Below are 22,308 nucleotides of genomic sequence, written 5' to 3'. Positions count from 1 at the left end.
GCGATAGCCAACGAGGTCGGTGTCTCCAGGCATGAAACGTGGTATACGCTTGTTGGCGATTTCAACACCGCGTTTTTACCATGGCGCGCTCGGATCGCAGGACCAGCTGCCGGCGCCGATCTCCTCCCAAGCCTTGGCAAATTCAGTGCCTCGATCAAACGTGGAGATCGGGCGTGGCATAGACGGCAAGGGCGAGAAGGCAGAGATTACACAACTCATGGCTTGAGTACTTGACCCAAGACCAAGAAGAGGATCGATAGAGTGACCATATAAGTCGATATAGCGGCGATTGTCGGATCGACTTGGTCGCGAAGCGCACTGACCATCTTTCGGCTCAAGGTGCCCCCGGTACCGGTCGAGATGAATATCGCCACGATGACCTCATCGAGCGACACATAGAACGCAAACAGCGCTGACGTGATCACCGAAAACCGGCGTGACATGACAGCGCAGACCGGAAACTGGCCCGACGCCATATCGGGCAAAGTACGGTCTAATGAGATCGTAACCGCGCTGGTCACCTGACTGGTAGTGACGGAAAATCCAGTAGAAAGGCGGGGCTCTTCTCGTGACGCGGCGCAGGCGCGCGGGGCTAGCATCATATGAATTCAGACGTCGCCGAGCAGATGCCTGACGGTTTCGTTGGCAGCGAGCCTGGACGTTGAGATCCGGGAAACAAGGCTGCAGAAGCAGCGCGTAAATGCTGCTTGGGCTCGTTCAATATTGGCCGCTTGTCCGAGTTCCCCGGTATGAACGATGCTTCCGCGAGCATAATAGATTTCGATCACGCTCTGCTGGTAGGCTGCGTTGCCAGGAACACCTTTCAGACAAATACCAACCCGCCGCTTGATGCGGTCCGCGACACCGTTCTGATAGTGATCCGTCAGCAAGGTCTCGAAAGCAACAGCCAGCGCGACAATCGCTTCCGATTCGTTTGCATGCGAGCCGAATGACTGTCGAAACCAGTCGAGCGCAGTGACCATCCGCTTGTAAAAGCGTGCTTCGGTTTTCGAACCGGTCGTCAAGTTTACGTGTCGAAAGTAGCCTTGCTCGACCGTCTTCAGGGCGCTGACGATCCTTCTTTCTAAGCGCTTCATCGCGTTGGTCGCCATCGCCTCTGTCGAAACGACCGCCGCGACGTCTGACAATCGCGCGAGATCGAGCGGCGAGACGTTCATGGGAACGCGCCTTGTCGAAATCTTTCCCGAACGCCGCCCTTCGCCGATCAGGTAGTGGCGGATATCCAGTGTTTCCCAGTTGTTGACGTGAGCCGACGAGTTGAATTTGTCGGTTGTGCCGTCGCGCTCGACCGAGAGCGCGTGCAGCATCAACAGGGCAGCGGCGGCCGATCTGATCTTCAACGTGTAGACGAACTGGTTCTCGTACATATCCCCCGTATGCGAGGTCAATTTTACCAGCATAAGCGGATTGGTCTTCAGCCAGTGAGCTGCGTGGGAAAAATGCTCAACATCGTGGCGGTCGATTTTCTGACGTATTCCAAGGCCTCGCGCCATTTCGACCACGCGGTCATAGGCACGCTCGACAGAGTTCGTTTGAGCGCTGACAGCGAATCCGGCAGCGCGGAAAACGATGTAGTTTTTCAACCCGGTGTTCATCCACGGTAGAGTTTGCATCTTCATCCCGAAACTCGTCAGTGGATAAAGAACGAACCCGGGACGTTCGACCCCGGCCGAGGCAAGATCGCTCAAGATCTTTGCCGGGATTCCCCCGCCACCCTGTTTGGCACATGCGAGTACATGCTCGTCAAGCAGCGAGCGCCCGACATATATCTCCCGGGACCAAAGCGACCGCGCAATCGCAGCACGGACGTTGAGAATATGATGCTGGAGCGCGTCCCGCTCCGCGTCAGTGAGATTTTTCTCGTCTGTCACGAGGTGATCAATCGAACTGAACAGATTGAGTTGGTTGTGCTTGCTGGCCAAGAAAGCATCGGATTGTTTGACGGCCTTCGATTGTGGAGCAACGATCCCGGAAATTGTCGGACTACGCACTTATCACCTTAGATGTAGATTTCTGCGCGCCAATCGGCCGAGCAGGGAATACCGTTGGATTTCTGGCTTGCCACTCTAGTAACTTGCAAGCTGCGCCCGACTTTTCTCCCAGGCATCGTTCAGGCTGTGATGATGGCGATCAACCCAGGCGGCCAGTTCCTGTCCGTGCTGACCAGGCTCTCCCTCCAAGACCCGACGCGTAGCCAGATCAAACGCCACATTGACCCCTCCGCCACGGAGCACGACATTCGCAGGCATGGACAAATCGGCACATGTTACGACTGCTCCCGGGCGATCGAACCTATGCCTCGGGCGTAAGACCACGCTTAGTTCATCGAGCGATTTCTGATCGGCGGCATAAATCCCGACCTTCTCCAGTTCGGCTCGGCCGTGCTGCTCAAAGTCATATTGAATATAGCCGTCATCCGTCCGGTAGAGAACTTCCTCGAACTCTTGGGGATCAATCGGACGGAAAGACAGGAACCATGTTTCCTCCTTCGTTGCGGTCGTCGACATCAGGCGGTCCAATTCGACCGCGCTCACGTTGCGTATATCTGTGACACACGAAATACCCATCATCTTGGCAAACTTCGGGCCATCGTGTTTCTTCGACCACGTCGTGTAGTTCGCCAGTTTTCGGTCACGCGTCGGGATCTTGACCTGAATCCTGATGCGGGTTTTGTCAGCCGTCCAAACGCGTCCACGCCGAAGTTTTGTTTGCTCGACCTTCTCGACATAAGGTCGATGAACCTGATCGAGCTGCTCGCCCTCCGTAAGACCGTGATCCCTGTGGTTTCCATCGGTCGTGAGCCACACCACATCTCGCAAGGGCTCTCCCGCTCTTCTTGTAACGTGACCCCGGTTAAGTTGAGAAACCAGTATAGCTTCTGCGAAGGATACGGCTGTATGGTGAAAGAGGATCATTGCTGCTCCAAACAACGGGAAACTATTGGTTGCGGGTGCTATAGATGATCGCAACCCGAATGTTTATCCCCAAAATTTGAATGGTTCTCGGTCAAGCTGGACGATCCGAGCTTCAACGCCACGATCACCGCAGCCCTTTAGCCAAGCGAGAAGGAAGGCGAATACGCCCTCATCTGGAATCGCCCGAAGCGGGAGGCCTGATCATCGCAACGAGCTCCGCTGCAAGGCGGGGCTCTTCTTCTTGTCCGATCATGACGCCGGAGGCGGGCATCGAGCCCGCCTCCGGCTTTCTTGGTGCCATACGGTGAGAATGTGATCTGCTCAGTTCGTCCAAGCGTGCCATGGCGAACCGAAGGCGTCCAGCACGAGCGGCGCCTCCAATTTGCTCCTGCCACCTTTGGCGGCTTCCGCAAATCGGTTCCTCCACTCGCCGCCTCCGGCGGTCGCTCCGCGCTGCTTGACCCCTCCGTTCGCCATGGCGCGCGGCGTCGTCTTTCACAAACGTCAAGGAGACGACGATGACGATTTCTCTCGAAATGCAACGCGAAGAACTCCGGGCCGAAATCAGGAACGCCTGCGATCCGGCGGAGCGCCGCCAGATTGCAGCGGAGCTGGAGTTGGTGCAGGCGGAGCTTGCAACCATCGAGGCCGAGCAGGACGGGCGCATCAGCGCGGAGCCTCCTTTCTAGGAGGCTCTATTTCTGCGTCCCCCGTGCGGCTCTCTTGCCTCAGCCGTTCAGTGCGTCCTTGACCGCCTTGCCAAGCGTGAACGTCAGCTTTTTCGAAGCGGCGATCTTGATCGTTGCGCCTGTTGCCGGGTTACGGCCTTCACGTTCCGGCGTGTCCTTCAACTTGAACTTTCCGAACGAGGGGATCGACGTTTCTGCGCCGGCAAGCGCCGCGTCGGTGATCTGCTTGAAGACGCTTTCGACAATCGTCTTGGCCTGCGCCTTTGTCAGGTTCTGTTCGGCTGCGATCTTGTCGGCGATTTCGTTGGTCGTGGTCATATGGTAGGGCCTCTTTCTGTTTTCGGTCCTTCAGCTTTGACGATGAAGTTGTGGCGAAGAAAGGGGCCGAAAGGCAGATAATCCCGCGTTGACGCGAAGACCACAGCAAATGCAGGAGTTCGGCCGATTGAGACACCTTATTCGACACTGCTCGCGTCGCGATAACCGCGTCGTCTCTTCGTTCGTTCGAGACGGGAGAGTGCTATGTGCGCACCGTCCGGATGATCGAAGGTCTCCATCATCGTCTGGCCACCCGCTCCGATACGGCCCCAGTTGCGGATGACCGAAGCCCCGCCGAACAGCGTCGGCTGTATCGCAATCCCGTAGAAACGCCGCATGTTTTGCGCCGCATCGATACGGTGAAGATGAACCTCGCATGTCTCCTTGTTTTCCATGCTCTCATTGTCGCCGTCCCGGCCGGCGGCGTCCAACGACTTATCTGAATCGATCCGGTGTCACTGATTCATCGTGGTGATGATTTCAAATGAAAGACCGGGCGAGGCGGCTTCGCAGCACGGCTCTATGCGCGGGCGCGCCGAACCCGCGACGTGGTTTCGTCCGATCCCGGTTACGATCCTCCCGCGGGGCAACTCGGCTGGCATTTTCCGGTTTCATCATCAATAAGGCGCGCACCAGTTGCGCCGTGGCGCATTCCAGCGACGGGCCAATCCCTATTCTACAAGCATTTCACCCAGCGATCTTCCATGCCGCGTCACTGCCCTGAGTTTCCGACCAAAGCGATCCGTATCGCGCCAGCCGGCAACGAGCGTGAAGCTTCCCCCATTCAGCAGTTCCAGCAATCTGTCGCGGGAGGCTTCGCCGATAGACCTTTCGTCGCGGCAGTGAGGGGAGAAGATTTCCGGCGCATCGATATCGGCGATCCTGATCTTTTCACTCCGAAACCAGATCGTATCGCCGTCGACAACACAATTAACGCGGATCGTTTCATCGCAGAGAGCAAACCGTTCAGCTAACGCATCTGCCATTGTCGGCTGAAACGACGGGTAGGAACTTGTCAGGAAGCCGTTCGATAGCTCTGGCGCCCCTGGTTTGTACGGCAAGCGGCCAATCACCAGCACGACGACGAACGCCGTGGCCAAGATGATGAGAGCCAAGCGGTGTAAGGTCACGCCTTGTTCTCCGGCTGAAACCTGTTCTCGCCGACACTGGCACTCATATCGTCACGCCGGAACCAGATGGCGCGGCCACACCGGAGCGGCGGGTTGCCCGAGGTGAAGACGATCTGCTCGTCGCCCCGCATGCGCAGCACCTCGTGTGGCAGGATAAGCGGGCGGCGGCTGAGCTGCTTCGACCGCGATCGCGACGATCCCTTCATTCCGGTGGAACGGTTGGTTTGATCCACCTCAACGGTAGTGTCGCCGCAGCGCTTGGAAATGTAGTCGGCTGTATCGGGGTCGTTTATTGCCGAAAACGAAATCCACGATGCCGATTCGAACCATTTGCTTGTCGCATCACGACCGCCATAGGCCTCGCGCATCTGGCCGAGTGACTGAAAGATCATGGTCAGCGTGATGCCGTATTTGCGACCGGCGTCGCGGGCGGTTTCTAGGATGCGCAGGTATCCAAGACGCGCCACCTCGTCGAGCAGGAAGAGGGTGCGACCCTTCACGTTACCATTGCGGTTATAGATCGCGTTGAGCAGCGAGCCGATGACAACACGTGCCAGTCCTGGATGAGCTTCCAGCACCTTCAGATCGAGCGCGATGAAGATGTCGGTGCGACCGTCGGCGAGATCGCCGGTCGAGAAGCTATCGCCGGAGACGAGACCGGCATAGTTCGGATAGGACAGCCAGTGCGTTTCCTTGACTGCATTGGCGTAGACACCGGAAAATGTCTCCGGCGTCATATTGACGAAGACCGCGACGTTCTCTTTGACGAAGTCGGATTCGGACCCTTCATAGATCTTCGTCAGACGCGCCCGAAGCTTCGGCTCAGGTTCGGAGAGGTTGGCGCGGACCTGACGCAATGTCTGGTCTTCTCCTTCCGTATGCCCTGACAGGCAGACGTCGGCGATCAGGGCCGTCAGGAGTTGCATCGCCGATGCCCGGAAGAAGTCGTCACGGGCGGATGCCGTGCGAGGATTGTCGGTCATGATCCAGGTGGCGACTGCGACGATATCCTCTTCCTTGGTATTGCCATGACGGCCGATCCAGTCCAGCGCATTGAAACCGACACCAGACGCGGTCGGATCGAGCACGATCACCTTGCGGCCGGCCTGACGGCGATGCTCGCTGATCATCGGCGCAACCTCGCTCGACGGATCCAGCACCACGAGACCACTGCTCCATTTGAGCGCGGTCGGGAGTGTCACCGAGGTCGTCTTGAAACCACCGGAACCGGCAAAAACGATTCCATGCGACGAACCAAATGATCCGTTGAAGCAGAGCAGCGGTACTTTCCCACCAGCACCCCAGCTCTGTTTTTCATCAGCGCGAAACGGCATCGCGGCAACGCTGTCACGATCGACGCGATACCGTTCGCCAATCACGATGCCACCGGTGTCGGGAAACAGCTTTGCCGCCTCCTGCATCTTCATCCAGTCAGTCTCGCCATGGACCGCGCGCTTTCCGCCGATCCGGCGAGGCCCGCCGGTCGCGAAGGCTGCATTGCCTTTCAGCGCGACGCGCAAGCCGAAGATACCACTGAAGAGTGCTGCGGCAGCACCCACCATCGTCGCCGGGTCGCAATAGGCGAGAACGGATTGTCCCGCCGGCACGTGGCTGGAGATGCCGTTCAGGCGGATTATCTCGCGTGCGATGGCGACGATGATGACCGCAGCACCTCCTCCCAGTACGCTCAGGCCGGCCGCCTTGATATTGGCCGATCCGTTCGTTGCGAACAGCGCGATCACGCCTATCGCGGCGGCAACAATATAGGGCAGGGCGAGCCCGGCGCGTCCCAGCATAAGCTTCGCCTGCACTGTTGTTCCGAGCGCCGCCAGCCGATGTTCCATGCCTGACGTCAGGATCATGGCTGCAACCATGATTGCCGCGGGCAGGATCAACAGCAAAAGCCTATTCACCGTCATGGCCAAACGCCTCCACGCCGATGGCGGTCAAACGTGACCGCTCGTCTTCGTCGCCTTTGAGCCTGCGCTCGCCGTCGATCAACAGCCCGAGCAGTAGCGCCCGCTTCTCGTAGCGCAGCCCGGCTTTCACGATCAGCCCGCCGAGTTCGATTTTTTCGCGGGTGTCTTTTTTCCGCGCATCTGATGTCATCGCCTTCGACATGCGCTCAAGCCTCACTAAGCCCGCCCGCATCCGCGCCAGTCGGCTGCGTCGCGTACGGCTCGCTACCGGTCCGGCTGTCTCCGGCTTGTCTCTTTCCGGTCGCCGAGCCCTTGCCTCCGCGAAACCGTTTGGCGACGTCCTCGAAGGCCGCCTGAAGCTCGGCCTCGTCAATCTCGATGTCCCCAAGCCCAGCCTTGAGTGCAATCCGTCCGATGCGTTCGGCCTCGCGCGTCTCGGCCTGTTTCAGCTGGTCCTGCAATCGGGCGATTTCTTCCCGGATTTTCGATGAGGGTTTTTTCATTCCGGTAGGTTCTCCTTGGGATTCTGGCGTTGCATTCGCGACGCCAGAATCCCTTCGGATGACCTGAAAGGGAATGTGCAGATCTGCACATCGGCAACGCCGATGCTTTGGAGCATCATCCCGCCGTTCCGAAGGAATGGCTCCAAGGGCGCAATTATACGTCGTGATACGACGCGTTGCTTCTCGGCCCGGTGAGACCGGGCTCTACTGCCACTCCCGACGAACTTGGTTCCAACCGGGAGCGCACTTCGCCGTGGCCATCGCCCATTTCTCAGCCAGCATCGTCAGCCGCGGCTCGGGCCGCAGCGTGGTGTTGTCTGCGGCCTACCGGCACTGCGCGAAGATGGAATACGAGCGTGAGGCCCGCACCATCGATTACACCCGCAAGCAGGGCCTGCTCCACGAGGAGTTCGTGCTGCCCGCCGACGCTCCGAAATGGGTCCGTTCGCTGATCGCCGACCGTTCGGTTTCCGGAGCGTCGGAAGCCTTCTGGAACAAGGTGGAAGCGTTCGAGAAACGTGCCGATGCGCAGCTTGCCCGCGACCTGACCATTGCCTTGCCCCTGGAACTTTCGGCCGAGCAGAACATCGCCCTGGTCCGGGATTTTGTCGAGAATCACATCCTGGCGAAAGGTATGGTCGCCGATTGGGTTTATCACGAAAATCCCGGCAATCCGCATATCCATCTGATGACCACGTTGCGGCCGCTTTCTGATGAGAGCTTCGGGTCGAAGAAGGTTGCCGTCATCGGCGAGGACGGCCAGCCGGTACGCACGAAGTCCGGGAAGATCCTATACGAACTCTGGGCCGGTTCGACCGATGACTTCAACGTGTTGCGCGACGGATGGTTCGAGCGGTTGAACCATCATCTCGCGCTCGGCGGCATCGATCTCAAGATCGACGGCCGTTCCTATGAGAAGCAGGGTATCAACCTTGAGCCCACCATTCACCTTGGCGTTGGGGCCAAGGCGATCGAGCGCAAGGCGGAGCAAAGGGGTGTTCGCCCGGAACTGGAACGGGTCGAGCTGAACGAGCAACGACGCTCGGAAAACACCCGCCGTATTCTGAACAATCCAGCCATCGTGCTCGACTTGATCACGCGAGAGAAGAGCGTCTTCGACGAACGCGATGTAGCCAAGGTCCTGCATCGCTACATCGACGACCCCGCGCTCTTTCAACAGTTGATGATCAAGATCATACTGAACAGGCAAGTGTTGCGGCTGCAGCGCGAGACGATCGATTTCTCCACCGGAGAAAAGCTGCCGGCGCGCTATTCGACGCGGGCGATGATCCGGCTGGAAGCGACGATGGCACGGCAGGCAACATGGCTGTCGAACCGGGAGGGAAGGGGCGTTTCCCCCACCGCTCTCGACGCCACCTTTCGGCGCCATGAGCGGCTGTCCGACGAGCAGAAAGCGGCAATCGAGCACGTTGCAGGACCTGCCCGTATCGCCGCGGTCGTCGGACGTGCCGGGGCCGGCAAGACCACGATGATGAAGGCAGCCCGTGAAGCCTGGGAATTGGCTGGATATCATGTGGTCGGTGGTGCGCTTGCAGGCAAAGCGGCCGAAGGATTGGAAAAGGAAGCGGGGATCCAGAGCCGGACGCTTGCGTCATGGGAGCTGCGCTGGAAACGCGGCCGTGACCTTCTGGACGACAAGACGATCTTCATCATGGACGAGGCCGGCATGGTCGCCTCGAAACAAATGGCCGGCTTCGTCGATACGGCGGGTCGGGGGGGGGCGAAAATAGTGCTGGTCGGCGATCCCGAACAGCTTCAGCCGATCGAGGCGGGCGCTGCTTTCCGCGCCATTGCCGATCGCATTGGTTACGCCGAACTCGAAACCATCTATCGCCAGCGCGAGGAATGGATGCGCAAGGCGTCGCTCGATCTCGCGCGCGGCAATGTCGAAAACGCATTGAGTGCCTATCGTGCCAACGTCAGGATTACGGGCGAGCGCCTGAAGGCCGAAGCTGTCGAGCGTCTGATCGCCGACTGGAACCACGACTACGATCAGACGAAGACGATTCTGATCCTTGCCCATCTGCGCCGCGATGTTCGCATGCTCAATGTCATGGCCCGCGAAAAGCTGGTCGAACGCGGCATGGTAGGTGAAGGTCATCTGTTCCGGACCGCCGACGGCGAACGCCGTTTCGACGCCGGCGACCAGATCGTCTTCCTGAAGAACGAGGGATCGCTTGGGCTCAAGAATGGAATGATCGGTCATGTCGTAGTGGCCGCAGCAAACCGCATTGTCGCAACGGTGGGCGAGGGCGATCAGCGTCGTCAGGTGATCGTCGAACAGCGGTTCTACAACAATCTCGATCACGGCTACGCCACGACGATTCACAAGTCCCAGGGCGCCACCGTCGATAGGGTCAAGGTGCTCGCTTCCCTGTCTCTGGATCGGCATCTGACCTATGTGGCGATGACCCGCCATCGTGAGGATCTGCAACTCTATTACGGAACGCGGTCCTTCTCCTTCAATGGCGGCCTGGCCAAGGTTCTCTCCCGAAGACAAGCCAAGGAGACGACGCTCGATTACGAGCATGGGCAGTTCTATCGCGAGGCGCTGCGCTTCGCCGAGACTCGTGGCCTGCACGTCGTCCAGGTCGCACGCACGATGGTACGCGATCGGCTCGACTGGACGCTCCGCCAGAAAGCCAAACTTGTCGATCTCAGCCGGCGTCTTGCTGCCTTCGCCGCGCACCTCGGCATCACCCAATCCCCGAAAACCCAAACGATGAAGGAGACCGCACCGATGGTCGCAGGCATCAAGACATTCTCCGGCTCGGTTTCCGATATCGTCGGTGACAGGCTCGGAACAGATCCCTCCCTGAAACGGCAATGGGAAGAAGTCTCGGCACGTTTTGCGTATGTCTTCGCCGATCCTGAAACCGCCTTCCGCGCGATGAACTTCGATGCGCTTCTGGCAGACAAGGAGGTGGCAAAGCAGATCTTGCAGAAGCTGGAGGCTGAGCCGGGATCTATCGGTCCACTGAAGGGCAAGACCGGCATTCTCGCCAGCAAGCCAGAGCGGGAGGCGCGTCGTGTTGCCGAGGTGAACGTGCCCGCTCTCAAGCGCGATCTTGAGCAATATCTTCGGATGCGCGAGACGGTTACTCAGAGGCTGCAAACGGACGAGCAGTCCCTGCGTCAGCGGGTCTCGATCGACATTCCGGCGCTGTCGCCGGCAGCCCGTGTCGTGCTGGAGAGGGTGCGTGACGCCATCGACCGCAACGATCTACCAGCAGCGATGGCCTACGCGATCAGCAATCGCGAAACAAAGCTCGAAATCGACGGGTTCAACCGGGCGGTTACCGAGCGGTTCGGGGAACGGACGCTGTTGAGCAACTCTGCCCGTGAGCCGTCGGGAAAGCTGTACGAAAAGCTCTCCGAGTCCATGAAACCGGAGCAGAAGGGGCAGCTCAAACAAGCCTGGCCGGTCATGCGAACAGCGCAACAGCTTGTCGCCCATGAGCGTACCGTCCACTCGCTGAAACTGGCGGAGGAGCATCGTCTCACCCAGCGCCAGACGCCGGTGCTGAAGCAATGAGGCGGCGGGAAGTTCTTCTGTTTCTGACGGGCGCCAGCGTCGTCATGTCAGGACTGGTGTCGATAGCGCTCATAGGCGGGTACCGGCTGAACCTAACGCCGAGCGAACCACTCGGGCTCTGGCGCATCGAGGCGTTGCACCGTCCGGTCTCGATCGGCGATCTGGTGTTTTTCTGCCCGCCGATGACAGCCGTCTTCGACGAGGCGCGCCGGCGAGGATATGTGCGCCGCGGATTGTGTGCCGGCGGTGTCGCGCCGCTTATCAAGACCGTCGCGGCGCTGGCAGCTCAGAATGTCGAAATCACCGATCACATTGTTATTGATGGCCGGTCTCTGCCGTCATCCGTCGTTCGGAAAACTGACGGCGAGGGCAGGGTGCTCTTGCCCGATCCCGGCGGTGTCGTGCCGCCGCATCATCTGTTTCTCCACTCATCCTTTGCGAGCTCCTATGATAGCCGATATTTTGGCCCGGTTCCGGATTCCGGTCTTCTCGGTCTGGCGCGACCAGTCTTCACCTTTGATCCGTAGCCGTGGTAGCCAACCTGTCGCTGATAGCTGCAAATCCATTCTGCTCATTGCAGCTTCCATCGGTTGCGGGCGGATCGGCTGGAGCGGCGAGGTACTTCTTCTCCCGCTCGCTATGATCTTCCCGGCACTCTGGGCAACGGCGCTGTCGCGGCTGACCGCCGCGCTTGTCTCGGCTGGGTATTTCCTCGCAGCGTCACGAGGTCTGCCGCAGGGCGCGGCGAACTTCTATGCCGCCAGTTTCTGGCCCGGGTTTTTGCTCTGGGTGGCGGCTTCGACATCCTTTGTGTTTGTGCATGTAGCACTCTGGAAAAAGCATCGGAGCCAGGGTGCCTCCGGGAAAAAGAGAGCGGATGCGGCAGGGGCGGTGCGTTACCAGGCGGCCCTGCTGCTGACCGGGCTACCGCCTTTCGGAATCACGGGATGGGCGCATCCGTTGACGGCGGCCGGCGTGCTGTTTCCCGCTTGGGGATGGTGGGGACTGTTCGTTACTGCGGCCGGCCTCACCGTCATGACGACAAGGCTTTGGCCGGCCGCGACCATCATGCTTGCAGCATTCTGGCTCTGGTCCACTGCCACGTGGACACCACCGAATCTGCCGGACGGATGGCGGGGTGTGGAACTTCATCAGGACCAAAAGCTCGGCCGGGACGGATCGCTGGCCTATCAGCGAAATCTGATCGCAACGGTACATCGGACGATTGCGGAACATCCGGAAGCCCAAGTCGTAGTCCTGCCAGAAAGTGCGCTCGGCTTCTGGACGCCGACAGTTGAAAATGTCTGGCGCGATGGCTTGCGGGGGGCTGATGTCACCGTCCTCGCCGGCGCGGCTGTCATCGGCCGCCAAGGCTACGACAATATCATGGTATCGATCACGGCAGACGAGGCGAAGATTGTCTATCGCGAGCGTATGCCGGTCCCTGTGTCGATGTGGCAGCCATGGCTCGAATGGACAGGGCAGGGCGGCGGTGCCAGCGCTCACTTCTTTGCCAATCCCTTTGCCGAGGTTGCAGGTATCAGGAACGCGCCACTGATCTGTTACGAGCAACTCATCCTCTGGCCGGTCCTGCAATCGATGCTGTACTCACCCGAGGTGATTGTTGCCGTTGGGAATGGCTGGTGGACCGAGGGCACGTCGATCGTCGCCATCCAAAGAGCGAGTGTGACTGCCTGGGCAAAGCTGTTCGGTCTACCTGTCGTCATCGCCTTCAACCTCTGAAACAGGAGAACCCGGGATGGTCGATGCCGCCCTTATAAAACAATGCGCCGATCCGGCCCTGAAGCCCGCAATTGTCGAGCAGTTCATCGCGCGCGCCGGATCGCAGGATTCTCTAGCGATCACCGTGCGCTCCGGTAACCGGGTCGTGCTCGTGCCGAAACCGACAACGTCGGACGAAGCCATGGACCTGATCCGCCAGAACATCGGCCGCAACACCATTCGCGTTGGCATCACTCAATATCCCGCCGGTCTCGGTATCCTCGACGCCGGTCAGTTGAAGCCGGATCTGGTCGATGCCTGCGAGAACATTCGCATGGGTACGGCGCTCTTCGCCAAGGTCTGGCGAATCGTCATGAAATGGTATGGCAATCCGACTGCTGCTGCCGTGCTGCCGCAAGTAATGGATGATGCGATCATCGCCTGGCAGACGGGATACTTCGAGGGGACGGCGGTGTTTCGGGCAGAAGATCCTGGCGAGGGCGAAGTTTCCCAACCAGCTACGATCCAGAGTGATGAAGCCGAAACAAAAACCGGCTCTCGAGAAAATGCAGGAGACGAAAATCCGCCATCCAAAGCTATCTCGTCCGATCCAAACAAGGCTGGCATCAGGATCGACCTGTCCGGGATAGGAGCTCGCGAGCGGTAGGTCCTACCGCCGGAGTTCGGTGAAATCGGAATTGCGCACCCGAGATGCCCGGCAGGCTTGCCGCTGCTTGAAGGGTTAAACGCGGCAAGATCATTGAAGGGAACCCTAAGTCCAACCATATCTTCCGCACGGCGCACGCGGAGGGGATCAGTTGGTCAGAGATGCCAATCGGCAAGTATAAGGGCAAAACGCTGCCGCAGCTGTTGCTGACGGATCCTAACTATTTCTCCTGGGCGATGGAGCAGGACGACTTTTTCAGGAGCGGCCTTGCCAAGGAGGCTGCCGACATTCTCCAGGCGAAATGCGAAGCCTTCTTCAACGATCCGGCCAATTTCAGTTAATTCTCCGTCGTTTCAGGCAGGATAGACGAACGATACGACCACGAAGCCCCTAAGCCCCTGGAAAGCGTCCCGCGGTCAGATCAAGGTCGATCGGTACTCGCTTGACGCGGCCAAGGCGGTAAACGCCTTGCGCCTTGCTGAATGAGGCAACCGCGGTTCTTCCCTCCGACGAAGAGGAAACGGTGCTTCCGTTCAGAATTGGGATCGATACCGACATTGAGAAAAGATTGAGGCTGGATGCGGGACTGTCGGATTTGCGTAAAGCGCTGCGCCGTTACACGCATAGTGCGGCATATCTCTACGCGACCGCCCAACCGGAAGCCCTGCGCCATGATATCGTTGGCAAACCTTGCGAGCCCGTCAGTGAAGACGATCGGCTCAACGCCCGGCAATCCTTCCTGCTCGTCCAGGAACGACGCAAGCAGCGCCGCCAGCAACGTCAAAGCGAAAATTCAGCTCAAAACTGAGCAGACAGAAGCGTGAAATCATCTCTGGCCGCGGTTTCGTGAAAAATTGCACGTACGCGATCTTCATCCAGACTGGCTTCTCCCTGGAATGACTCTTATAAGAGAGGTGACGCAGTACGCGCTGCGTTGCGGCTTAGAATCCGCAGATGAACGGTTGGCGCTGACCGGAATGGCGCCAGGAACCCTCTGACCTTGTGTCCGGGGGCCTGCGGCGTATGTCCAGGCTCCGGCTAAAGGTCGCAGGGCCGATTCATCTCGGATTCTAACCCCCGGCAAGGGTTCACAGGGTTCAACGTCAGCGGGGGCGTACCGCGGACCAACCAGGGTTAGGTCAGGAATGGAACTGGAAGATGCAAACGTGACGAAAAAGGTCGAGCTTCGGCCGCTGATTGGGCTAACACGTGGGCTGCCTCCGACGGATCTGGAAACCATCACGATCGACGCTATTCGGACACACCGTCGGTTGGTGGAGAAAGCCGATGAGCTGTTTCAGGCACTTCCCGAAACCTACAAGACTGGACAGGCGTGCGGTGGTCCGCAGCATATTCGTTACATAGAGGCGAGCATAGAGATGCACGCGCAAATGAGCGCCCTGAACACCTTGATCAGCATTCTTGGCTTCATACCCAAGGTGGTCGTCAACTGACGGTCGTCAAAGTCAGAGGCGGCGATCATCGTGTGAGGCGACTATGGCCGGTATATGTTGGTTTCCGTGCTTAAGCTGCGCGATCTATTGGTGGCGTTGCCCATTGTCCTCCCCGGCGGGTGCGAGCTTATTCTTTGTCGTCGATCGTTTCGATGATTTCGTAGCTTTTGATGAGCCTCGAAACGCCCTCATTCAGCAACACAAGCACAGCATCCGTCGACAATGCGCTGATCTCAATTCTAACAAGTTGAATTCGTTTCCACATATTTCAGGATCCTTGGCCACCTCACTCAAAAGCTGGTGAACTGCCTCACGGGCGGCATCCGCACTCTTGTAGAAGTAGTGTCGAACTCCGTCCTCATCCCAGCGTGGCGTACGTAAGGTGGAGGCGTGCAAATGACTGTACAACGTGTAGGGCAACGCAATTGACACTAGCAGACCTCCCGGATCGCAGTTTCGAAACTTGAACTTCGAACTCTCAGATGAGTTTCCGCCGGATGGCGAGCGCGGTAAGATGGGCCTTGCTGCGGACGTCGAAGCGCTTCATGGCTTCGCGTAGCTTGACGCGGACGCTGTTGTACTTGACCCCTTCGACGTCGGCGATCTCCTCCATCGTCTTGCCGACGGCAATCCATCTCAGATAGGTGGCCTCCTTCGGATCGAGCCATGCGGCATCTTCCGCGGTAGGGGTGGTGCGAAGGAATGAGATGCGGGCATGGATCTGCCCGATGGTTGCAGCGGCTGCGACTGCATCGATCTCCCGATCGAGATCGATCACCGGCTTGTCCGATGCCATCGTGAACATCGACATAAAGCCGTTGGCGGTCTTGATGGGTATTGTGATGCCGGAGCGGATGCCGAAATCGGATGCGTGGTCATAGAAGGCACGCTCGTCCTTCGACAGCGTCGGCCGCTCGTGCTCGCCCGACCAGGTGAAGATGTGCTTCCGGGACCTCGCGCGTTTGACGACCGGATCGAGCGCTTCGAACTTCTTGTCGAAGTAGGTTGATTGCCATTGGCGGTGATAGTTGGTAACGGCGGTGATGTGCCTGTGCTGGATATGAAGGTAGGCATAGCCGGTGAAGCCGAAATGGTCGGCGATGTCCGCCAGCCCGGTCTTCAGGATGCACTCATCGCCTTCGATCGCGGCAAGATCAGTCAGCTTGTCCAGCCAGTGCTGCATTCCATACCTCCTATGCGGTGTCAGTAGCCTCTTCGTTGCTAGTCTCTGCAGCAGTCGATGGTTGACCCGCTTGGTGACAGGAATTCTTGAGGTTTCGCGTTGGAGCAGACAACTGAACGAGTTGATGTCTCGCAGTTGCGTTCAACTACTTCACCTTGAGCCAGCTCGATCACCCGCGTGGCAACGGCACCCACGACATTTAGATCGTGCGTGATGAACAGGCACGCGATCCCGTCGCTCACTTGGAGGCGCATGAGTAGCGAGAGAACGTCGCGCGCCACTAGCGCGTCTAGCGATGAGGTCGGCTCGTCGCAAATCAGAATACGCGGTCGCGCAGCCAAAGCGCGTGCAATGACGACCCGCTGCTTTTGGCCGCCGGATAGCTCGCCGGGAAAGCGATTGGCGAGCTCGCGACCGAGCTCCACCTGTTCGAGCATTTCCTCTACGCGGCTCACACGGTTTCGGCCACCAAGCTTCTCGTAAAGGACGAGCGGGCGACCGAGGATCTCTGAAATTTTCTGTCTGGGATTGAGCGCTGTATCGGGCGTTTGATGTATTGTCTGAATCGCACGACGGTCGTTGAGGGGGCGATTGTGAATGGACGCTGCCAGCGGCCGGCCATCGAAGACAATGCTTCCGCTGGTTGGCCGTTGCAACCCGTTGACGACCCGTCCAAGCGTGGACTTCCCCGAGCCGGACTTGCCGACGAGAGCTACCGTCTCGCCGCGCCCAATGGTGAGGGAAACATTGCGTATGACCGCTGACATGCCTTGATATCCAGCCGTAACTTCCCGAAGCTCGAGGACAGTGTCCCCAGCCCCACGCGGACGCGCAAAATCCAGATTCCCTGCGGATGTCAGGGCTTTCGTATAGGGCTGGGCGGGATCGCGCATGATGGTCACCGCCGGACCTCGTTCAACACTGCGGCCATTCCGTAAGACGTGAATGTCGTCTGCGATATCCGCGACAAGCGGCAGGTCGTGGCTGATGTAGATCGCCGCGGTAGCCTCTACTGCGATTGCCTTGCGGATCGCGGTAAACACGTCGCGCTGGGTGGCAATATCGAGAGCGGTCGTAGGCTCGTCGAATATTATGAGATCGGGTCGGCCGCAGAGCGCCATTACGGTCATGGCGCGCTGCAACTGTCCGCCCGACACTTCGTGAGGATAGCGCGTCGCAATTGTCTTCGCGTTCAGGTCGAGAAGAGCGAGCAAGCCCATTGCCCGCTCGATGGCGGCAGCCTTGTTCGGCCGACGCGCGCGCAAACTCGCTTCGACGGGCTGATCGATAAGCCGAAAAGCGGGATTGAAAGCAGCGGCAGCCGATTGCGCGACGTAGGCAATCCGCCGACCACGGAACAAGCGGCGCTGAGCCTCCGTTCGGGTAAACAGGTCGACGCCGTCGAAGGTCACCGACCCGCTGAGGAGCCTGGTGCCGGGCCGCAAATATCCAAGCGCGGCAAGACCGATGGTCGACTTGCCCGCGCCAGATTCTCCAATCAGCCCAAGAACTTTGCCGCGGCAAACTTCAAGGGAGACGTCGTCCACAATCAATGTCGGATTTGTGCGGCTTGCTGCGTCGATACGCAGGTTGCGGATGTCGAGCAGGGTGGAGGCGGTCATGGGCTCGGTATTCCTTGCCGCCTGCCGGAAATCCAATCGGTCAGGGTCGTGACCGCCAGTGCTAGCACTGCGATGGCCGCCCCTGGAAGCAGGGCTGCGGTGATCCCGAACAGCAGACCGTCCTTATTTTCCTTGATCAGGCTCCCCCAATCGGTCATCGGCGGCTGCAGGCCGAGTCCGAGAAAGGAGAGGGTGGATAGAAACAGAACCGAGAAGATGAAACGAAGGCCGAGTTCGGCAAGCAGCGGCGTGATGGCATTGGGCAGGATCTCGTGGCGGATGATCCATTGCGTCGTTTCGCCGCGCAGAAAAGCCGCCTCGACGTAGTCGAGCGCGGCAATGTCGGCGGCGAGCAATCGTGCCAGCCGAAAGAAGCGGGTCGCCTCCACCAGCGCGATGATCGCCACGATGAACGCAACGGAGCGTGGCAAGATTGTAAGGAGCATCATCGCCAGAATGAGGGTTGGCATCGACATGACAAGGTCGACGAACCGCGATAGCGCCATATCCAGCCATCCCTTGCGCAGACCGGCCAGAAGTCCGAGACCTGAACCGATCAGGAAAGCGATCAGAACGGCCAGGCTTGCGACGAGAATGGTGATGCGTGCACCCCAGACGAAACGCGAAAAGAGATCGCGGCCAATCATGTCGGTGCCAAGCAGGTTGGACGCAGATGGCGGGTCCCAGCTGGTGCCAACGATCTCATTGAGCCCGTAAGGTGCGATCAGCGGCGCGAAGACGACGCATATGAAGCAAAGGAACACTGCCAGGATCGCAAGCATGACAGAAAGCGGAGGTCTAGCACTTCTCATGTTTCGAGCCGCAAACGGGGATTGGCAAGCACGGACAGAACATCGGCGCACAGGTTCAATCCTATATAGACCCCAGCAAACAGCAGAGCTGTAGCCTGCACGACGGGAACGTCGCGGTTGACCACGCTGTCGACCATGTACTGTCCAATTCCCGGGTAGACGAAGATGACCTCAACGACGACGACCCCGGCAACGAGGTAGGCGAGATTGACGAGAACGACGTTGATGATCGGTGAAAGCGCGTTCGGCAGGGCGTGGCGCCAGACGACTGCGCCGTGCGACACGCCCTTGAGAGCAGCCATCTCGATGAATGGTCTCTCCATGACGTCGAGCACCGATGCGCGCACCATGGTGGTGATGTGGCCCGTTACGACAAAAACGAGGGTCAGGCACGGCAGAGCGATCGCTACAACCCTGTCCGCGAAACCCATGCGCGCAAAGACTGTGCTGCTGCTGGCAAACCAGCCGAGCGACACGGACAATATGTAGATCAGGAGATAACCGATAAAAAACTCAGGTAGCGCCACGAAGGTTCTTGTGACAAGAGCAATCGTCCGGTCGAGGACCCGGCCGCGATATCGTACGGAAAGAACGCCCAGGAACACTGCGAGAGGTACGGCAACGAGAGCCACCGAGGCCGCGAGGAACAGCGTGTTCCCGAGCCTTGCGCCAATACTGTCCGCGACACTTCTTCCGTTTATGAGACTGGAGCCGAGATCACCATGAACGAAGGCGTTCAACCAGGACATATACCGGACGATCAGCGGCTCGTTGAGACCCAGCCGCTCACGCAGTTCAGCGAGTGCTGCCGGCGTTGCCGAACGTCCCAGGATCGCGGTCGCAGCGTCGCCAGGCAGAAGTGTACTCCCGATAAAAATCAGGCTCGACAATACGAGCAACAGGCCGAGACCAGCCGCCACCCGTTTGAGCAGATGGAGCGCGAGACCGCGCCATCTGCTCGGGTGACCTGACGCGGATATGTCCGATGCGGCAGTAGCCATTCTTTTATCCCTAAAAATATGGCCGGTCCGACAAAGACCGGCTGTCAGTCCGCTCAGGTGTCGAACCAAACCTTTTCAGCAGTCCGAGGCCCGACCTGACCCGGAATTGACTTGAAACCCTGCAGGTTGGAAACGGAGGCGCTGATTTTTGCTGCATAGGCGGGAATGACCGAACTGTTCTGCTCCACGATCAGGACCTGGGCGTCATGATAGAGCGTTTTGCGCCTGGTCTCATCGAGTTCGCCGCGCGCGGCCAGCACCAGTTCGTCGAAGGCCTTGTTTTTCCATCCCGACTCGTTCCAAGGCGCATTGGAGAGATAGATCAGCGACAGCATCGCGTCGGCGGTCGGGCGCGCGGCCCATCCGGATGCGACAAACGGATGTTTCAACCATACGTCGTTCCAATAGCCATCGGCCGGTACGCGATTGACCTCGAAGGGGATACCGACTTTTTCAGCGGACTGCTGATAGAGTTGAGCGGCATCGAGCGCTCCCGAGAAGGTCGCGCCATCGGCTGCCGACAGAACGATCTTTCCGCCATATCCGGCCTTCTTCCAATGGTAGGACGCCTTCTCCGGATCGTAGCCATGCTTTGGCACGTCGTTCGTAAAGTAGCGGTTGGAAGGGAAGATGGGATTGTCGTTGGAAACTGTTCCGGCGTCATTGAGGATCGAATTGACGATCTGCCCCCGGTCGATGGCATATTTAAGCGCCAACTGGACATCGTGGTTCTTGAACGGATCGGCGTCCGCGCGTCCAACAAAAAGGATGATCGAGGAGTCCGCTTCCGTGTGCGGCGTGACGCCTTGCCGGTTCGACAGGCGCTGGGCAACACGGGACTCGACGTTGTTAACGAGATGGACCGACTTGCTGAGCAAGGCGGCGACGCGCGCCGATTTGTCATTGTAGGCGACAGTCTCGACGGAATCGACATGTCCTCTCTCGGGGTCCCAGTAGCTCGGATTGCGCTTTGCAAGCGTACGAACGCCCGGCTGGAAGTCTTCAAGGATGAAGGCTCCGGTGCCAATACCCTTGTCGAAGTTCTCGCCATCTGGCGTGATGCCAAAATGCACGTCACCGAGCAGATACGGGAAGTCGGCGTTCGGACCCGAGAGCTTGAACGTGACCTCGCCCGGTGCTGACTTCACGATATCGGTGACTGTCAGCAGATAGCCTTTGCCCGCGGACTCCGATTTGTCGCCGCGATGGTGATTTATCGAATAGATGACGTCCTCGGGCGTCAGTTCTTTGCCGTTGTGGAATTGAACGCCTTTGCGAAGCCGGAAAATCCATTCGCTTCCGCCATTCGCTGGTTCCCAGCTTTCTGCAAGGCCAGCACGGAGAGTGCCATCGTCGTTGAGGTCAGTGAGTGTGTCGAAAAGCTGCAGGCCAACATTATACGCGTAGTCTTCAAAGTAGAATGCTGGATCGAGCCGGTCCGACGTTGAAGCATTGTCGATGCCGAGCACGAGATGCCCGCCTCTTTTCGGCGTGGCAGCATTTGCCATGGCCGGCAGCAGCAACGCGCTTGCGGCAACAGCGGCGCTGGCTTTGAGAAACAGACGCCTGTCGAGTTCGAGAGACGAGTCGGGTTTGGGGTGTCGTGTCATGATCGTGTTCCTTGCAGAAGGCGGGTTCAGGCTGCGGCTGGCTGCGGGTCGAACGTGTCTTTCAGCTCAGCGATATGTTCGGGGCCGATACCGCAACACCCGCCGATGATGGTGGCCCCCGCGCTCACCCAGCGTTGGGCGAATTGCAGATAACCCGACGGATTGAGGTCGTCCCGCAGTCCACTCAGTCCGTCATTTGCAGCCAGACTCTCTTCCGTTTCAGGCTTCGGAACGAAGGCGTTGGCGTAAACGCCGATCGGAATGTCGAGATTATCCGCCTTCAGCGCCTGATTGGCCGACTTGACCCCTGCCTCCATGATTTCGGCTTGGCTGCAATTGAATAGCAAGGCGCCTGCGCCGAGCCGCGCTGCTTTGACTGCGGCGTGGGCCACAGCCTCACCGGATCGAAGCGTCGGCACGGAGCGGCCTGCAATGACGTCGGCGACGGACTTGGTGTCGTCGAGCGTAAAGGAAACCCACAGCGGTCGCGTGTCGGAGCCCAATATCGTCCTGATCGTTTCGACCTCCTGGACGGAGCTCTGGGTCTCGGCGAGCCAGAAATCGACGTGAGGAGCGAGGGCTTTGACGAGGATATCGAGAATGGCAGGCGCCTTGTCTGCATCGAACAAATCTGGCCGGTAGGAGCCGAAGACGGGGGGCAGAGAGCCTGCAACCCGTACATACCGTTGTGCCTTCTGCGCGGCGGCACGAGCGAGCCGCCCGGATAGATCGGCGAGAGCAAACCCATGTGTGGCAAAGCGCTGATCGCCGATATGAAATGGGACCAGCGCGTAGCTGTTGGTGGTAATAACTTCGGCCCCCGCTGCAACGAAGGCGTCATGGGCCATTTTGACGAATTCGGGCGCTTCAATCAGCGACAGCGCAGACCACTCGGGTTGCCGGAAGGGAGCGCCATTTCTCAGCAGTTCCCTCCCCATTCCCCCATCCAGGATGGTGACTTTCGATGACATGCGGCCTCCAGCTTACGTCCGTTGAGAGTTATCCTTGCCGGCGTTTGATAATTTAGATCGGCAGATACAGTAAGTTTATATATTCTATAGTTTTCGAAAAATATGAAAAATATATTCAAATCGGTCGATTTGTTCAGCCTTTTGAAAACATGGCGACCATAAAAAAAGTATATGCTTTGCACAGTACATAATAATATTAGACGAGCGACAACGCC

Annotated in this window: 22 protein-coding genes and 1 pseudogene; 9 read left to right on the top strand and 14 right to left on the bottom strand. The window is 58.8% G+C overall.

The features are described from left to right. Positions 1-608: 608 nt before the first annotated feature. Positions 609-2,012: a HEPN domain-containing protein gene (locus tag ASB65_RS23410; protein WP_010892374.1), complete on the bottom strand. Its 1,404-nt coding sequence runs from the start codon at positions 2,010-2,012 to the stop codon at positions 609-611. 75 nt (positions 2,013-2,087) lie between these two features. Further along, positions 2,088-2,936, bottom strand: coding sequence for a hypothetical protein (locus ASB65_RS23405; RefSeq protein ID WP_010892375.1), 849 nt, complete (start codon positions 2,934-2,936; stop codon positions 2,088-2,090). A gap of 81 nt (positions 2,937-3,017) precedes the next feature. Between ASB65_RS23405 and ASB65_RS29165 the strand changes: the two are divergent. Together ASB65_RS29165 and ASB65_RS28775 are read left to right on the top strand one after the other, a co-directional pair. Beyond that, positions 3,018-3,137, top strand: a pseudogene (locus tag ASB65_RS29165) (DUF736 family protein); the annotation flags it as partial. Between the two features lie 317 nt (positions 3,138-3,454). Beyond that, positions 3,455-3,625: a hypothetical protein gene (locus tag ASB65_RS28775; protein WP_162993593.1), complete on the top strand. Its 171-nt coding sequence runs from the start codon at positions 3,455-3,457 to the stop codon at positions 3,623-3,625. 39 nt (positions 3,626-3,664) lie between these two features. Here ASB65_RS28775 and ASB65_RS23400 read toward each other — a convergent pair whose 3' ends face one another. From ASB65_RS23400 to traC, 6 genes are all read right to left on the bottom strand, one after another. Further along, positions 3,665-3,943, bottom strand: coding sequence for an HU family DNA-binding protein (locus ASB65_RS23400; protein ID WP_010892377.1), 279 nt, complete (start codon positions 3,941-3,943; stop codon positions 3,665-3,667). A gap of 137 nt (positions 3,944-4,080) precedes the next feature. Continuing rightward, positions 4,081-4,338, bottom strand: a complete 258-nt coding sequence (locus tag ASB65_RS23395; protein ID WP_010892378.1) for a WGR domain-containing protein — start codon at positions 4,336-4,338, stop codon at positions 4,081-4,083. Positions 4,339-4,614: 276 nt separating this feature from the next. After that, on the bottom strand, positions 4,615-5,073 hold the full coding sequence (locus ASB65_RS23390) for a thermonuclease family protein (protein WP_046205709.1): 459 nt from the start codon (positions 5,071-5,073) through the stop codon (positions 4,615-4,617). After that, on the bottom strand, positions 5,070-6,992 hold the full coding sequence (gene traG / locus ASB65_RS23385; RefSeq protein ID WP_010892380.1) for a Ti-type conjugative transfer system protein TraG: 1,923 nt from the start codon (positions 6,990-6,992) through the stop codon (positions 5,070-5,072). Before traG ends, ASB65_RS23390 begins: the two co-directional genes overlap by 4 nt. Then, on the bottom strand, positions 6,979-7,194 hold the full coding sequence (gene traD, locus ASB65_RS23380) for a type IV conjugative transfer system coupling protein TraD (RefSeq protein WP_040132235.1): 216 nt from the start codon (positions 7,192-7,194) through the stop codon (positions 6,979-6,981). The genes traG and traD overlap by 14 nt, the downstream gene beginning before the upstream one ends. A gap of 4 nt (positions 7,195-7,198) precedes the next feature. Further along, positions 7,199-7,495 carry a conjugal transfer protein TraC gene (gene traC, locus ASB65_RS23375; protein ID WP_010892382.1) on the bottom strand — a complete coding sequence of 99 codons (297 nt, stop codon included), beginning with the start codon at positions 7,493-7,495 and terminating at the stop codon, positions 7,199-7,201. A gap of 253 nt (positions 7,496-7,748) precedes the next feature. Between traC and traA the strand changes: the two genes are divergently transcribed. From traA to ASB65_RS23340, 7 genes are all read left to right on the top strand, one after another. Next, positions 7,749-11,051 carry a Ti-type conjugative transfer relaxase TraA gene (gene traA, locus ASB65_RS23370; RefSeq protein WP_060725483.1) on the top strand — a complete coding sequence of 1,101 codons (3,303 nt, stop codon included), beginning with the start codon at positions 7,749-7,751 and terminating at the stop codon, positions 11,049-11,051. After that, entirely contained in the window at positions 11,048-11,578 is a 531-nt protein-coding gene (traF, locus tag ASB65_RS23365) for a conjugative transfer signal peptidase TraF (RefSeq protein ID WP_032491612.1), read from the top strand. Before traA ends, traF begins: the two co-directional genes overlap by 4 nt. Next, positions 11,499-12,794: a conjugal transfer protein TraB gene (locus ASB65_RS23360; protein WP_080864000.1), complete on the top strand. Its 1,296-nt coding sequence runs from the start codon at positions 11,499-11,501 to the stop codon at positions 12,792-12,794. Before traF ends, ASB65_RS23360 begins: the two co-directional genes overlap by 80 nt. A gap of 16 nt (positions 12,795-12,810) precedes the next feature. After that, positions 12,811-13,440 (top strand): TraH family protein, encoded by a 630-nt coding sequence (locus tag ASB65_RS23355; RefSeq protein WP_010892386.1) that lies wholly within the window; start codon positions 12,811-12,813, stop codon positions 13,438-13,440. Between the two features lie 161 nt (positions 13,441-13,601). After that, a complete protein-coding gene (locus tag ASB65_RS23350) occupies positions 13,602-13,781 on the top strand; it encodes a hypothetical protein (RefSeq protein WP_040132238.1) in 180 nt (59 codons plus the stop codon). Positions 13,782-13,915: 134 nt separating this feature from the next. Then, positions 13,916-14,248, top strand: coding sequence for a ProQ/FinO family protein (locus ASB65_RS23345; protein ID WP_051489779.1), 333 nt, complete (start codon positions 13,916-13,918; stop codon positions 14,246-14,248). A gap of 337 nt (positions 14,249-14,585) precedes the next feature. After that, entirely contained in the window at positions 14,586-14,894 is a 309-nt protein-coding gene (locus ASB65_RS23340) for a transcriptional repressor TraM (protein ID WP_040132240.1), read from the top strand. A gap of 478 nt (positions 14,895-15,372) precedes the next feature. On the opposite strand, the gene traR is transcribed toward ASB65_RS23340, so the two are convergent. The 6 genes from traR to ASB65_RS23310 all read right to left on the bottom strand — a co-directional run bounded on the left by traR (position 15,373) and on the right by ASB65_RS23310 (position 22,093). Continuing rightward, complete coding sequence (gene traR, locus ASB65_RS23335) at positions 15,373-16,077, bottom strand: autoinducer-binding transcriptional regulator TraR (RefSeq protein ID WP_010892389.1); 705 nt, start codon at positions 16,075-16,077, stop codon at positions 15,373-15,375. A gap of 38 nt (positions 16,078-16,115) precedes the next feature. Further along, positions 16,116-17,699: an ABC transporter ATP-binding protein gene (locus tag ASB65_RS23330; RefSeq protein ID WP_060725482.1), complete on the bottom strand. Its 1,584-nt coding sequence runs from the start codon at positions 17,697-17,699 to the stop codon at positions 16,116-16,118. After that, positions 17,696-18,511 carry an ABC transporter permease gene (locus ASB65_RS23325; RefSeq protein ID WP_032491616.1) on the bottom strand — a complete coding sequence of 272 codons (816 nt, stop codon included), beginning with the start codon at positions 18,509-18,511 and terminating at the stop codon, positions 17,696-17,698. Before ASB65_RS23325 ends, ASB65_RS23330 begins: the two co-directional genes overlap by 4 nt. Continuing rightward, the gene (locus ASB65_RS23320; RefSeq protein ID WP_032491617.1) at positions 18,508-19,512 is read right to left on the bottom strand and encodes an ABC transporter permease; all 1,005 of its coding nucleotides are present in this window, start codon (positions 19,510-19,512) and stop codon (positions 18,508-18,510) included. Before ASB65_RS23320 ends, ASB65_RS23325 begins: the two co-directional genes overlap by 4 nt. A 53-nt stretch (positions 19,513-19,565) precedes the next feature. Then, complete coding sequence (locus tag ASB65_RS23315; protein ID WP_198927596.1) at positions 19,566-21,035, bottom strand: ABC transporter substrate-binding protein; 1,470 nt, start codon at positions 21,033-21,035, stop codon at positions 19,566-19,568. Positions 21,036-21,148: 113 nt separating this feature from the next. Continuing rightward, on the bottom strand, positions 21,149-22,093 hold the full coding sequence (locus ASB65_RS23310) for a homocysteine S-methyltransferase family protein (protein ID WP_040132242.1): 945 nt from the start codon (positions 22,091-22,093) through the stop codon (positions 21,149-21,151). Positions 22,094-22,308 lie beyond the last annotated feature (215 nt).

The organism is Agrobacterium tumefaciens str. B6 (assembly GCF_001541315.1).
Lineage (GTDB): Bacteria > Pseudomonadota > Alphaproteobacteria > Rhizobiales > Rhizobiaceae > Agrobacterium > Agrobacterium radiobacter.
The sequence above is the reverse complement of the archived record's forward strand: the minus strand, read 5'-3'. Positions and strand labels throughout refer to the sequence as shown.

Coding starts and splice junctions, on each gene's coding strand:
- ASB65_RS23340 (WP_040132240.1), top strand. CDS start 14,586: ATGGAACTGGAAGATGCAAACGTGACGAAAAAGGTCGAGCTTCGGCCG.
- traD (WP_040132235.1), bottom strand. CDS start 7,194: ATGTCGAAGGCGATGACATCAGATGCGCGGAAAAAAGACACCCGCGAA.
- ASB65_RS23360 (WP_080864000.1), top strand. CDS start 11,499: ATGATAGCCGATATTTTGGCCCGGTTCCGGATTCCGGTCTTCTCGGTC.
- ASB65_RS23310 (WP_040132242.1), bottom strand. CDS start 22,093: ATGTCATCGAAAGTCACCATCCTGGATGGGGGAATGGGGAGGGAACTG.
- ASB65_RS23405 (WP_010892375.1), bottom strand. CDS start 2,936: ATGATCCTCTTTCACCATACAGCCGTATCCTTCGCAGAAGCTATACTG.
- ASB65_RS23395 (WP_010892378.1), bottom strand. CDS start 4,338: ATGGAAAACAAGGAGACATGCGAGGTTCATCTTCACCGTATCGATGCG.
- traR (WP_010892389.1), bottom strand. CDS start 16,077: ATGCAGCACTGGCTGGACAAGCTGACTGATCTTGCCGCGATCGAAGGC.
- traC (WP_010892382.1), bottom strand. CDS start 7,495: ATGAAAAAACCCTCATCGAAAATCCGGGAAGAAATCGCCCGATTGCAG.
- ASB65_RS23355 (WP_010892386.1), top strand. CDS start 12,811: ATGGTCGATGCCGCCCTTATAAAACAATGCGCCGATCCGGCCCTGAAG.
- ASB65_RS23320 (WP_032491617.1), bottom strand. CDS start 19,512: ATGGCTACTGCCGCATCGGACATATCCGCGTCAGGTCACCCGAGCAGA.
- traF (WP_032491612.1), top strand. CDS start 11,048: ATGAGGCGGCGGGAAGTTCTTCTGTTTCTGACGGGCGCCAGCGTCGTC.
- ASB65_RS23400 (WP_010892377.1), bottom strand. CDS start 3,943: ATGACCACGACCAACGAAATCGCCGACAAGATCGCAGCCGAACAGAAC.
- ASB65_RS28775 (WP_162993593.1), top strand. CDS start 3,455: ATGACGATTTCTCTCGAAATGCAACGCGAAGAACTCCGGGCCGAAATC.
- ASB65_RS23330 (WP_060725482.1), bottom strand. CDS start 17,699: ATGACCGCCTCCACCCTGCTCGACATCCGCAACCTGCGTATCGACGCA.
- ASB65_RS23350 (WP_040132238.1), top strand. CDS start 13,602: ATGCCAATCGGCAAGTATAAGGGCAAAACGCTGCCGCAGCTGTTGCTG.
- ASB65_RS23325 (WP_032491616.1), bottom strand. CDS start 18,511: ATGAGAAGTGCTAGACCTCCGCTTTCTGTCATGCTTGCGATCCTGGCA.
- traG (WP_010892380.1), bottom strand. CDS start 6,992: ATGACGGTGAATAGGCTTTTGCTGTTGATCCTGCCCGCGGCAATCATG.